Origin of the sequence: Candidatus Palauibacter soopunensis (assembly GCF_947581735.1) — a bacterium.
In the GTDB taxonomy this organism is placed as follows: Bacteria; Gemmatimonadota; Gemmatimonadetes; order Palauibacterales; family Palauibacteraceae; genus Palauibacter; species Palauibacter soopunensis.
The window spans coordinates 24,668-37,210 of sequence record NZ_CANPVT010000045.1 but is presented as its reverse complement, the minus strand read 5'-3'; the positions used below and the strand labels follow the sequence as shown (position 1 = coordinate 37,210).

The following is a 12,543-nucleotide window of genomic DNA, read 5'->3' as shown; positions in this document are numbered from 1 at the left end:
GGTTCAGGACGCGGAGGAAACTTCCTCGCTTCCTTTTCGTACGACGAGAGTACAGATCGCAACCGCCCGTTCCGAGGAAGGAAGGGTCACATGGACAGATTGTCGAAGTGGGCGAGCACGGGCTCTCTGGCCTGGCTGGTGATGGCGGTGGGGCTGATTCTCGGCACGCACAGCGGGTCCGTGCAGGACGCGCGGGCGGCCGGGACCCAGACCACGCCGGCAACCGTCACGTGTCCGGAGACTCCCGTCGCGGCTGCCCCCGCCACGGGGGATTTTGCCGCCCACAAGAGGTCCTGAACGGAGCCGTATCGCTCGCGACGCCGCCCGTCGGGCCGGGTCCGTACCGGGACCCGGCCTTTTTTTTTAGTTTCCGCCCATGCCACAACGAGAGCGTCTGGATTTCATCCGTCAGATCGTCGCCGAAGATGTCCTGAGCGGGCGGCACGGGGGGCGCGTGCTCACGCGCTTTCCGCCCGAACCCAACGGCTTCCTCCACGTGGGCCACGCTTCCGCCATCTGCCTCGACTTCGAGGTGGCGCGGGAGTACGGCGGCCGCACGACGCTGCGCATGGACGACACGAACCCGACGACGGAGGACCCGTCCTACGTCGAGGCGATCGCGCGGGACATCCGCTGGCTGGGGTTCGAGTGGGACGGCGAGATCCGCTACGCGTCCGACTACTTCGGGGCGCTCTACCGGATGGCGCTGCGGATGATCGAGGATGGCTTCGCCTACGTCGACAGCCTGTCCGAAGAGGAGATCCGCGCCCACCGGGGGTCGGTGCGCGAGCCCAGCCGGCCCAGCCCGTACCGGGATCGCTCGACGGAGGAGAACCTGGATCTCTTCCGGCGCATGCGCGCCGGGGAGTTCGACGATGGCGCCCACGTGCTTCGCGCGCGGATCGACCTCGCCTCGTCGAACATGAAGCTGCGCGACCCGCTGATGTATCGAATCCGGCACGCGCACCATTACCGGACGGGCGATGAGTGGCCGATCTACCCCTTCTACGACTGGGCGCACGGCCAGTCCGACGCCATCGAGGGGATCACGCACTCCTTCTGCACGCTCGAGTTCCAGGACAACCGCGCGCTCTACGACTGGTTCATCGAGCACACGCGTCCCGCTTCCGCCCGCATCGACCGCGTGCCGGGGGCGGAGGGCGGCGGCGGAGAGGCGCTCGGCTCGTGGGATCCGCGGCCCCGCCAGTACGAGTTCGCGCGCCGCAACCTGGACTACACGATCGTGAGCAAGCGGAAACTCCTCCTCCTGGTGGAGGACGGACATGTCTCGGGCTGGGACGATCCGCGCATGCCCACGCTGGCCGGGTTCCGGCGCCGCGGCATCCCGCCGGATGCGATTCGCGCCTTCTGCCGGCAGGTCGGGATCGGGAAAGCCGACAACCGGGTGGAGATCGCTACGCTCGAATGGGCCGTGCGCGAGGCGCTGAACCGGCGGGCCCCGCGCGTGCTCGCCGTGCTGCGTCCGCTCGAGGTCGTCGTCGAGAACTGCCCGGAGGGCGAGGTGGACTGGATCGACGCCCCGTACTTTCCGCGCGGCGCCGATGCCCCGCCGGAAGGGTGGCCCAAAACGCGGAAGGTCCCGTTCACGCGGGTCCTCTATATCGAGCGGGATGACTTCGCGGAGGAGCCCGCGCCGGGCTTCCGCCGGCTCGCCCCCGGGCGCGAGGTGCGCCTGCGGCACGGCTATTTCATCACCTGCCGCAGTGTGGAGAAGGACGACGCCGGCAGGATCGTGCGCCTGCGCTGTACGTACGATCCGGAGACGCGCAGCGGATCGGCGCCCGACGGGCGTCGGCCGGCGGGTACCATCCACTGGGTGTCCGCCACGGAGTCGGTGCCGATGGAGGTCCGTCTCTACGACCGCCTGTTCCGCCTCTCGAACCCGGATGGAGACGCCGAAGGCCTCCGGGAGAGCCTCAACCCGGATTCGCTGCAGGTCCTGACCGACGCGCGCGGCGAGCCGAGTCTGGCTGAAGATCCGCCCGAGACCGCCTATCAGTTCGAGCGGTTGGGCTACTTCGTTCCCGACCGTGCCACGAGAGCCGCGGCTGCGGCCGGCGAGGCGGGCGGCGAAGCTCCGGCCGGCGGCCGGCTCGTCTTCAACCGGACCGTGACGCTCCGCGACGCCTGGAGCCGGCGCGCGAAGCCGGACGGGACCCGCGACACGGACGCCCCGGAGGCGCGGACCCCGGCGGAGGACGGATCGCCCGGGCCCGCAACGCCCGGCATCGACTCGGCGCGGGAAGCCCGCGATGCGGCGAGGCGCGCCGACCCCGCGCTCCAGGCGGCCTTCGACCGCTTTCGGGATCCGCTGGGGCTGCCGGACGAACTCGCCGACCTGCTCAGTGGTTCCGCCGACTCGGTGCGCTATTATGAGCGCGCGATCCGCGGCGGAGTGGATCCGGCCGCCGTCGCGACCTGGCTCGTGCATGAGGTCCGCGGCGCCGGGGGCAGCGAAGGCGACGCGGGCGCCCTCGAGCCGGAGGCGCTGGCCGAGCTTGTGGAACTCGTCCTCGAGCGCTCGATCTCGCGGGCGGTGGCGAAGTCGCTGCTGGCGCGGCTCGTGGAAGACGGTGGAAGCCCCCGGGAGATCGTTCGGCGCGAGGGGCTGGGCCGGATCGGCGATGCGGAGCAGATTCGCGAGGTCGTGCAGGGCGTCGTGGCCGCTCACCCGGCCGAGGTGGCGCGCTATGCCGCCGGCCACACCGGCCTCGCCGGTTTTTTTGTGGGTCAGGTGATGCGCGCGACGCACGGACGCGCGGACCCGGCCATCGTGAGGGAACTCCTCGAGGAGAGTCTCAATGACGCTACGTGAAGCGGTGCTTCCAGCGCTCCGTCGTACTCGCCGCGGGTCTCTCGTGCTTGCCCTCTGGGGGCTGTGGCCGGCCGCGGCGCTCGAAGCGCAGGATCCGGTGCCCGCGGACAGCGTGATTGCGCTGGGCGAGTTGATCGTCTCGGCGCTGCGGGCGCCCACTTCCGTGAGGGACGTCACGGTCAACGTGACGACGGTCACGCGCGAGGAGTTGCGCCTTTCCGCCGCCCAGACGCTTCAGGACGTCCTGCAGGAGGTGCCGGGCCTCAACTTCCGCTTCCCGTTTCAGGCCGGCGTCGCGCATCCCTCCTGGCAGGCCGTGACCATTCGAGGATTGGGGGGCACCGCCGCCAGCCGGACGCTCGTGCTCGTCGATGGCGTGCCGCTGAACGACCCGTACTTCGGCTGGGTGCGCTGGAGCCAGGTTCCGGTGGAGGTCATCGAGCGCATCGAGATCGTGCGGGGCGGCGCCACGGTCAGCTGGGGCAGCCAGAGCCTCGCGGGCGTCGTCCACGTGATCACGCGCTCGGGTGGCGGCGGCGGGCTCTCCGCGAGCGTGCAGGGCGGGAGCCAGTCCACCTTCCGCGGCGATGCAATGGCGTCCTTCGGCGACGACCGCGCCGGCGGTTACGTGGCCGGTGAGCTTTTCGACAGCGACGGCTACGTCCTGACGGAGCCCAGCCTGCGTGGCGCCGTGGACATCCCGTCCGCGTCGAGCCACGGGGCGTTGCGCGCAAAGGTCGAGTTCCAGGCCGGGGACCGCCTGCGCATCCACGCCCAGGGGAACTACTTCGACCAGGACAAGGACAACGCGACACCCCTCCGCAACAACACCACCGAAGCGGGCTTCGGACAGGTCGGGGCCACGCTCACGACCGGCGAGACGTCCACGCTCGCGTTCAACGCATACATGCAGTCGCAGACGTACGTGAACTCGTTTTCGGGGGTCGGTGCGGGCCGGAACAGCGAGGAGCCGTCCATTAGCCAGGACGTTCCCTCATCGGGAGTGGGCGCCAACCTTGTCTGGGGCGGGGGGGGCTTCGCTCTGGGTGCCGATTTCCTGCGGGCGACGGGCGAAGCGACCGAGCAGTACCTGTACCGGGACGGCGCCTTCCAGAGACAGCGTGAGACCGGCGGCGATCAGACGCTGTTCGGCCTCTTCGTCCAGGGTCACAACAACCTCGGCGAGCGCTGGCGGTTGTGGACCGGCGCACGGCTCGACGTGTGGCAAAACTCGTCCGGCTCCCGGCACATCCTCAACACGGCCGACCGCAGCGTGCTCACCGACGACGCGTTCGAAGACCGCAGCGGGACGCAGTTCAGCTCGAATATCGGCCTCTCGTTCGAGGCCTCCGAACGCACCGCGCTGCGGCTGAATCTCTACACCGGCCTCCGGGTCCCGACCCTGAACGAACTGTACAAGCCGTTCCGGGCGGCCGGGAACGTCGTCAACGAGTCCAACGCGGCGCTGAATCCGGAAAAGGTCAGCGGCGCCGAGATCGGGGTGGACCTTCAGCCCGACCCCTCCGTGCTGATCCGGCTGACCGGCTTCCTGGCGAACGTGAGCGATGCGATCACCGACGTCACGATCCAGGAAGCTGAAACGTCCGGCGTCATTCAGCCGTGCGGCTTCGTGGCGGCCGGGGGCGTATGCCGCCGCCGCGACAACGTGGGCACGTTCTGGAGCGCCGGAATCGAGACCGAAATCGAACTGCGTCCGTCCGCCGCCTGGCTGCTGGCGCTGAACCACCAGTACAACCCGACGGAAGTGACGGACGCGCCGGGCCGCCCGGACCTGATCGGCAACGAGGTGCAGGGGAGCCCGACGCACCGCGCCATGCTGCGGGTCGGGCACATCGATCCGACGACGCTCGAAGTGGTCGCCACGGCGCGCTATCTGGGCGCCCGCTTCGACAACGACCTCAACACGGGGGAGATCGCGGGCTCGTTCCTGGTCGACCTCCGCTTCCGCCGTCAGCTGACGAGCCGGCTGAGCGCCTTCGCGAGCGTACAGAACATCTTCGATGTGATCGCGGAGATGTCCCACGACGCGAACGGCTTCATCCGGGTGGGCGCGCCACGAACCCTGGTCGGCGGCCTGCGGGTGCGGTTCGGCGGCTGAGCGAGGCGCGGCATCCGGCTACAGCCCCGCCGGCCGCGTCCGGGGCGTCAGTCGTCCAAGGCGAGCTGTGACATGAGGGTGTCGATTTCCTGGCGGAGTTCGGCCACGAGGTCGTCGAGCGGGATGATCCGGCTCTCGCGGACGCCGCGGTGGCTGAGTTCGGCACCCCCCGCTTCGAGCGAACGCTCTCCGATGACGAGGCGCAGGGGGAGGCCCCGCAGGTCGGCATCGTTGAACTTCACGCCGGCGCGGAGTTCCCGCCGGTCGTCGTAGATCACCTCGATCCCGGCGGCGCACAGCTCCTCGAACACCCGGTCCGCGGCCGCCCACGTCTCCTCCTCCCGCGCGAGCGCGACGAGCGCGACGTGATACGGGGCAACGGAAATCGGCAGCTTGAGGCCGTAGTCGTCTCGGTGCTCCTCGGCCACGCAGGCGAGGAGGCGCCCGGTCCCGATCCCGTACGAGCCCATCCAGATCGGGCGCTCGGCCCCGTCCTCATCCGTGTACGTCGCCTCCAGCCCCTCCGAATAGCGGGTGCCGAGCTGGAAGATGTTCCCCACCTCCACGCCGCGCGCCATGCGCAGCCCTTCGCCGCAGCGCCCGCACGGCGCCCCCTCGAAGGCGAGTGCGACAGCGCCGACGTGCGTGGGCTCGTAGTCGCGGCCGCAGCACACGTTGCGGAGGTGGTAGTCCGTCTCGTTCGCCCCGAGCACCAGGTTGGGCGATTCCGCGACCCAGCGGTCGACGACGAAGATCGCGGCCGCCGGCTCCACCCCCACCGGCGAGGCGAACCCCGGCACCATGCCGGTCGCCGCGATCTCCTCCTCGTGCGCCGGGCGAAGCTCGAGCGCGCCCGCGAGGTTCTGGACCTGGATCGGGTTCACCTCCAGGTCGCCGCGCACGATCGCCGCCACCAGCTTCTCCTCGCGAGCCCCTTCCTCCCCCGCGAAGCTGCCCATGTAGAAGACCATCTTCGCGGTCGCCCGGGGGGCGATCCCGAGCAGTCCCGTCACCTCCTCGATCGTCGCCGTTCCGGGCGTGTGGACGCGCTCCAGCGGCGACATCTCCCCCTCCCGAGGCTCGAGCGTGAACTCGGCGACCTCCCGGTTCGCCGCGTAGCCGCAGGCGTCGCAGAGCGCGAGGCTGTCTTCGCCGATCGGCGTCACGTACATGAACTCGTGGGCGATCTTTCCGCCCATCATGCCCGTGTCGCTCCGCACGGCCGTGAGCGGCAGGGCGCAGCGGCGCCCGATGCGCTCGTACGCCTCGTAGTGCCGGTCGTACTGCTTCGCGAGCCCCTCCGGGTCCCGGTCGAGCGAATAGGAATCCTTCATGATGAACTCGCGCACGCGGATGAGCCCGCCGCGGGAGCGGAGTTCGTCCCGGAACTTGGTCTGCATGTGATAGACCATGGCCGGGAGTTGCCGGTAGGACTGGATCTCGGACGCCGCGTGGAAGGCCACGACCTCCTCGTGCGTCATCGCCAGGAGCAGGTCGCGCTCGCGCCGGTCGACGAACCGGGCCATGGTCGCGTCGATGTCGTACCAGCGGCCGGTCGCCTGCCACAGCTCCGCCGGATGCACGACGGGCATCGACAACTCCTGCCCATCGATCCGGTCCATCTCCTCGCGCAGGATCTGCTCGATCTTCCTCAGCGAGCGCCACGCGAGAGGGAGATAGGAGAAGATGCCCGCCGCGAGCTGGCGGACGTAGCCGGCTCGCACGAGGAGGCTGTGGGACTCGATCTCGGTTTCTCCCGGCGCCTGGCGCAGGGTCATGCCGAAGAGATTCGAGACTCGCTGTCCTGTACGTTCGGTTCGATTCACGGGTCGACCGCTCAGGGTGGTGACGAATGGGCTCGGAATGGTCACGAGGTCCGCGGGACGGCGCGCAGAGACACGCGACGCTAACCGGCCCGCTGTCCGGGGGCCAGCATCTCGATAAGATATCGGCCGGACACCGACTCGGCCCGACACCGACTCGGCCCGACAGCGGCGCGACGCCGACACGACTTCATCCCCGGAGTGACCCGTGCCTCGAAGGTTCGCAGTGCTCAGCGTGAAGCCCCTCATGATCCCCGTCCTCGCCACCGCCGTGGCGATCCCGCTCGGCGCCCGGCCGCTGCGGGGCCAGGAAGCCGGGCAGCCGGCGGCGCAACTCCAGGCGCTGCACGACATCGTGGCGGCCGTCTCGGCCGAGCGCGTGGAGGCCGACATCCGCCGGCTCGCGGGCTTCGGCACCCGCCACACGCTGTCCGACACGCTGTCCGACACGCGCGGGATCGGGGCCGCCCGGCGCTGGATCAAGGCCGAGTTCGATGAGATCTCCGCGGCATGCGGCGGGTGCCTGGAGGTCTCGTACCAGACGTCGATGGTCATGGGCGCGGCGCGCATCCCGGAGGAGACGGCCATCGTCAACGTGCTCGCGATCCAGCGCGGGACGACGGACCCGGGCCGCTACGTCGTGATGTCGGGCGATATCGACTCGCGCGCTACGGGCGCCCTCGACGGCGTCACCGACGCGCCCGGCGCGAACGACAACGCCTCCGGGATGGCCGGCGTGCTGGAGGCCGCGCGCGTCCTCACGCAGTACGAGTTCAACGGGTCCATCATCTACGCGGGGCTGTCCGGCGAGGAGCAGGGGCTGTTCGGCGGACGGCACATGGCCGAGGTCGCGCTCGAAGAGGGCTGGCGCCTGCAGGCGGTGCTGAACAACGACATGATCGGCAACATCCAGGGCCAGAACGGCGTCTCGGACAACACCATCGCGCGCATCTTCGCCGAGGGCACGCGGGCGGACGAAACCGAGTCGGTCGCCGCCCGGCGGCGCGTCACCGGGGGCGAGGTGGACTCCCCGTCGCGGAACCTGGCCCGCTTCATCGACCGCCTCGTCGACGGCTACGTCCCCAATCTCGACATGATGATGGTGTACCGGCTGGACCGGTTCGGGCGCGGCGGGCACCACCGGCCGTTCAACGACGCCGGCTTCCCCGCCGTGCGGATCATGGAGGCGAACGAGGACTACCGGCGCCAGCACCAGGACATCCGCGTGGAAGACGGCGTCGAGTACGGCGACGTGATCGATGAGGTCGAGTTCGACTTCGCCGCGAAGCTGACGGCGGTCAACGCGATCTCGCTCGCCGCCATGGCGTGGGCTCCCGCGCCGCCGCGGAACGTCGCGATCCAGGGCGCCGTCCGGCCGTCCACGACGCTGCGGTGGGACCCCGTTCCCTCAGACCACGCCCCGAACCTGGCGGGATACCGCGTCTACTGGCGGCTCACCGATGCGCCGCAGTGGCAGTGGAGCGTGTTCGCGGGCGACGTGACGGAGCACACGCTCGAGAACATCGTCATCGACAACTACCTCTTCGGCGTGGCCAGCGTGTCCGAGGACGGCTACGAGAGCCCCGTCGTCTTCCCGTGGCCCATCGGCGCGTTCGAGCCGCTGGAGTGGACCCGGCCCGACCCGGGCAGCTAGCAGCCGCCGGGCGGTGACTCGCGTGGCCGGAAAGTGCTAGGCGCGCCGCCAGGCCCAGCGGAACAGGACGAAGCAGAACAGCAGCGCGATGCCGATCCACAGGCCGCCCCAGGCGAGCGTGGGGATGCCGGTGAGTTCGGCCAGCATCCGGGCGTCCGACCGCAACTCCGGACGGTCGAGGATGTCGCTCTTGATGTCCAGCACCGCGTAGAGGCAGCTCGTGAGGCCGAGCGCCGTGAGCAGGACGCGGTTCACGCCGGCGCTCGCCCGCCACGCCACCGCGAGCAGCGCCGCGGAGAAGGCGAGCCCGAACGCGACGGCAAAGGACTGCTGCGCATAGAACAGCGTCATGCCCCCCACGATCACGGCGAGGACCGCGGAAAACCACGAACTCAGCGTCGGGAAGCGCTCCGCACCCCAGATCATCAGCCCGCCCCACAGCAGGCTTCCGAGATACCCCGCGGACAGGCTCAGGAACGCGTTCCCGCCGGGGCACCGGCACAGTCCTCCTTCGCGCGGCGTCACCTCGATGGCGAGGATCTGGCCCCCCGTCGCCACCGTCGCCAGCCCGTGGCTGATCTCGTGCAGGAGGACGACGAAGAGTTTCACCGGATACACGAAGGGCGTGTCCCAGAGGAACCACACGGCCGCAAAGAGACCGACGAACGCGGCCAGGAAACGGACTCTTCGTTTCGATTGATCGTTCATGCGTTCCTCGTACGGGCTGCGCGCGGCGCCGGTGTCGGGCGACGAGGCGCCGGTGTCGGGCGACGAGGCGCCGGTGTCGCGCGGCCGGGCCCCGATGTGGGGGGCGCGCGCGTCGTCACGTTACGATCAGCAGGGCGAGCGCGACGAGCGTCATGGCCACGCCCGCGAGCGCGAATACCGGCACTTTCCGGTCGAACCGCCACCGGCAGACGGTAAAGACGAGCGAGAAGAGACCCAGCGTCGCGTACACGGGGAGCAGGGCCCCGGCCCATTCCGTGCGCTCGCTGAGCGCGAGCACCGCCAGCCCCGAAGCGAGGGTCGCGATGAAGAGGGAGCGCTCGTCGGCCAGCGGCGGCTGCGGCCAGCGGGTCGCGGGCAGCCAGCCCCCGAGCGCGAGCGGGGCCAGGACGAGCGCCTCGCCCAGCACGGTCAGCCGCCAGGCGTCCTGTGCCGGACCCGCGATCAGGAAGGCGTCGGTGAACGCGGCGAAACCGGCGGACGTCGCGGAGACCGCGCCCAGCAGATAGAGCCCGAAGGCGATGATCCGACCCGAGATCCGCGCGGCATGGAAGGTTCCCGGGGCGTCCCGGCGCAGGCGGAGCGCCGGCACGGATTCCGCGGGCGCTCTCCCGACGCTTCGGGGCAACCACCGGGGGCGCCCGGGCCGCCTCGACTGGGCGAGCAGCCGCGCGCCGGTCTCGCGCACCTCCTCGGCCTCCGCGGTCGACAGCTCGGCGCGGTCCACGGCCGCGTCCAGTTCATCCTCGTCCAGCAACACGCCGCCGCCGCCCTCGGGCAACCACACGTCGAGGTAGAGGTCCTCGATGACCCAGGGTGAGGACTGCAGTCGCGGAGGCCGGATCAGGTTGATGTAGTAGCCCTGGAAGGTGCCGCGGCCGTGGTAGAAGGCGCCGACCTCGAAGGGCTGCCCCGGCCGAAGGAACCACATGAGAAGGGAGCCGGGCCGGAGGGTCGTGGCCTCGTCGATCTTCACCGGCTTGAAGCCCGCATCGAGGATCTGGAGCGTGATCTTCCACCCCGGGCCGTCCGCGAGCAGCTCCTGGCGAAAGCGTTGCACCTGGCTCCCGCGGCGCACCTCGACGTCGACGCGGGGTGCATCTTCCGGGATCCGGCGCGCGGCCCGCAACGCGCGGCGCCGTGCCCCCAGGAGGTCGAAACCCACCTACATGTCCAGCGGAGACCCCGGGTCTCGCCACACGGCGTCGGATGTGAACGATCCATCCGCGTCGGCGAGCCTATCCAGTCCCGGCGCCGGAGTGAAGCGGTCTCCGTGCTGCTCCGTCAGTTCGAGCAGACGGTCGCGCACGGACCGCGCCCCGCGAGACTCCGCCCACGCGAGCGGGCCGCCGCGGAACGGCGGAAATCCGGTGCCCATCACCATCGCGAGATCGACGTCTCCCGGCCCCGCCACGACGCGTTCCTCCAACGCGTACATGGCTTCGTTCACGGAGATCAGCAGGCAGCGATCGATGATCTCCTCCGGGCGCACGCCGCCGCCCCCCGAGCCGAAGGCGCGGCCTACCTCCCGGTCCACGCGCTCCTCGCGATCCGAGTAGGTGTAGAAGCCGCGACCGTTTTTCTTCCCGAGGCGGCCGAGGTCCGTGAGCGTGTCCAGGGCCGCGGAGGGGCGCATGCGGTCGCCGAACGCTCGGGCCATCTCCTTCGCGACGTGCGCCGCGACGTCGAAGCCGACTTCATCGAGCAGTCGACATGGCCCCATCGGCAGCCCGAACTCCGTCAACGTCCGATCGATGCGGGCCACGTCCGCACCATCGTTCAGCAGGAATCCCACTTCGTTCAGGTACGGCGCGAGGAGCCGGTTGACGATGAACCCGGGCCGATCCGCGACCAGCACGGGCGTCTTCCCGAGCCGCCGCGCGAGCTTGAACACGGTGGCGAGCGCCGCGTCCGAGGAAGACTCGCCGCGGATGATCTCCACGAGGGGCATTCGGTGCACCGGGTTGAAGAAGTGCAGGCCGACGACCCGGTCCGGCCGGGCGGCGGCCTCGCTCAACTTCGTCACGGACAACGAGGATGTGTTCGTCGCGAAGACGGCGTGCGGGGGAAGTTCCGCCTCCACGTCCCGCAGGACCTGCTGCTTCACGTGAAGCCGTTCGACGACGGCCTCGATGACGACATCGACATCGCCGAACTGCTCGTAGCTGAGCGTGCCGTGGACGAGCGCGAACTTCAGCCCCACCTCCTCCGGCGCGATGATGCCGCGCTTGCCCGCCTTCTGGAGCAGTTCGTGAGCGTGGCGCAGTCCCAGATCGAGCGCCTCCCGGTCGATGTCCTTGAGGACTACGGAGATGTCGTGCGCGGCGGCGAGTTCGGCGATCCCGCCGCCCATGACGCCGGCCCCGAGGACGGCGACTTTCCTGACGTCCCGCTGCTGTGCCGCGATCTCCGGAGCGAACGTCCTGTTCGCGGCTCGACCTCCCCGGAACAACCGCACGAGGTTGCGGCAGACGTTCGTCGTGGCCACTTCCCCGAGGGCCTCCGCCTCGACGGCGAGGGCCTCATCGATCGGCAGGTCCAGCGTTTCCTCGATGACATCGATCGCCTTCAGGGCCGCGGGGTATCGCGTCCCCGAGGCGCTGCGTACGCGCTTGCGGGCGCCCCGAAACAGGAGGCGGCGGCCCAGGCCCGTGTTTTCCAGGAAGCGGTCCCGTGTCGTCGCATGCGGGAGCTCGCGCTCTACCCGCCCGAGCACGGCGTCGAGGGCCACCTGCGCGGCGGAATGTTGGAAACCCGCGTCGTCGAAGACCTGGTCGACGAGGCCGTATCGGTACGCGTGCGCGGCCGAGAGGCTCCTCCCCGTGAGAATCATCGAGAGCGCCCGCTGAATCCCCACGAGGCGCGGCAGCCGCACCGAGCCGCCGAACCCGGGAATCAGCCCGAGCTTGATCTCGGGCAGGCCGATGGTCGTGGCGGGCGTGTCCGCGGCCAGGCGCCAGTCGCACGCCAGGGCGAGTTCCGTGCCTCCACCCAGACAGGCGCCGCGAATCGCGGCGATCTTCGGGATCCCGAGCCGTCCCAGCCGGCTGAAGATCCGCTGCCCCATGGCGCTCTTCCGGCGGCCGTCCTCCTCGTCCTCGATCTCGGCGATCTCGTTGACGTCGGCGCCGGCGATGAACGTGTCGGGCTTTTCGCTCCAGATCACGACCGCGATGGGGTGTCCGGTGGCGATCCGCGACTCGAGTTCGGCGAGATAGCCGTCCAGGTGCCGCATCACCTCGGAATCGAGGAGGTTCACCTGCGAGTCGGGGGCGTCGAAGATCAGCCAGCCGATCTTGTCCGCGTCGATCTCGAGCCTGAGCGACCTGGGCTTATCGGCCATGCGTCCCCCAGCTACCCGGCAGCCGGGGGACCGCGGGTTTGC

The 12,543-nt window shown here is 70.0% G+C and carries 8 protein-coding genes; 4 read left to right on the top strand and 4 right to left on the bottom strand.

Features of this window, described 5'->3' with window-relative positions:
• The first annotated feature begins 90 nt into the window (after positions 1-90).
• From RN901_RS11860 to RN901_RS11850, 3 genes are all read left to right on the top strand, one after another.
• A complete protein-coding gene (locus tag RN901_RS11860; protein ID WP_310758496.1) occupies positions 91-297 on the top strand; it encodes a hypothetical protein in 207 nt (68 codons plus the stop codon).
• 79 nt (positions 298-376) lie between these two features.
• Entirely contained in the window at positions 377-2,836 is a 2,460-nt protein-coding gene (locus RN901_RS11855; protein WP_310758495.1) for a glutamine--tRNA ligase/YqeY domain fusion protein, read from the top strand.
• Positions 2,823-4,955: a TonB-dependent receptor gene (locus RN901_RS11850; RefSeq protein WP_310758494.1), complete on the top strand. Its 2,133-nt coding sequence runs from the start codon at positions 2,823-2,825 to the stop codon at positions 4,953-4,955. The genes RN901_RS11855 and RN901_RS11850 overlap by 14 nt, the downstream gene beginning before the upstream one ends.
• A gap of 47 nt (positions 4,956-5,002) precedes the next feature.
• Here RN901_RS11850 and RN901_RS11845 read toward each other — a convergent pair whose 3' ends face one another.
• Positions 5,003-6,781 (bottom strand): proline--tRNA ligase, encoded by a 1,779-nt coding sequence (locus tag RN901_RS11845; RefSeq protein ID WP_345782387.1) that lies wholly within the window; start codon positions 6,779-6,781, stop codon positions 5,003-5,005.
• A gap of 244 nt (positions 6,782-7,025) precedes the next feature.
• On the opposite strand from RN901_RS11845, the gene RN901_RS11840 reads away from it, so the two are divergent.
• Positions 7,026-8,432 carry a M28 family metallopeptidase gene (locus RN901_RS11840; RefSeq protein ID WP_345782388.1) on the top strand — a complete coding sequence of 469 codons (1,407 nt, stop codon included), beginning with the start codon at positions 7,026-7,028 and terminating at the stop codon, positions 8,430-8,432.
• 36 nt (positions 8,433-8,468) lie between these two features.
• Here the strand turns inward: RN901_RS11840 and RN901_RS11835 are convergent, their stop codons facing one another.
• From RN901_RS11835 to RN901_RS11825, 3 genes are all read right to left on the bottom strand, one after another.
• Positions 8,469-9,140, bottom strand: a complete 672-nt coding sequence (locus tag RN901_RS11835) for a M50 family metallopeptidase (protein ID WP_310758491.1) — start codon at positions 9,138-9,140, stop codon at positions 8,469-8,471.
• Positions 9,141-9,255: 115 nt separating this feature from the next.
• A complete protein-coding gene (locus RN901_RS11830; protein WP_310758490.1) occupies positions 9,256-10,323 on the bottom strand; it encodes a DUF402 domain-containing protein in 1,068 nt (355 codons plus the stop codon).
• Entirely contained in the window at positions 10,324-12,501 is a 2,178-nt protein-coding gene (locus RN901_RS11825; RefSeq protein WP_310758489.1) for a 3-hydroxyacyl-CoA dehydrogenase NAD-binding domain-containing protein, read from the bottom strand. It lies immediately after the preceding gene.
• Positions 12,502-12,543 lie beyond the last annotated feature (42 nt).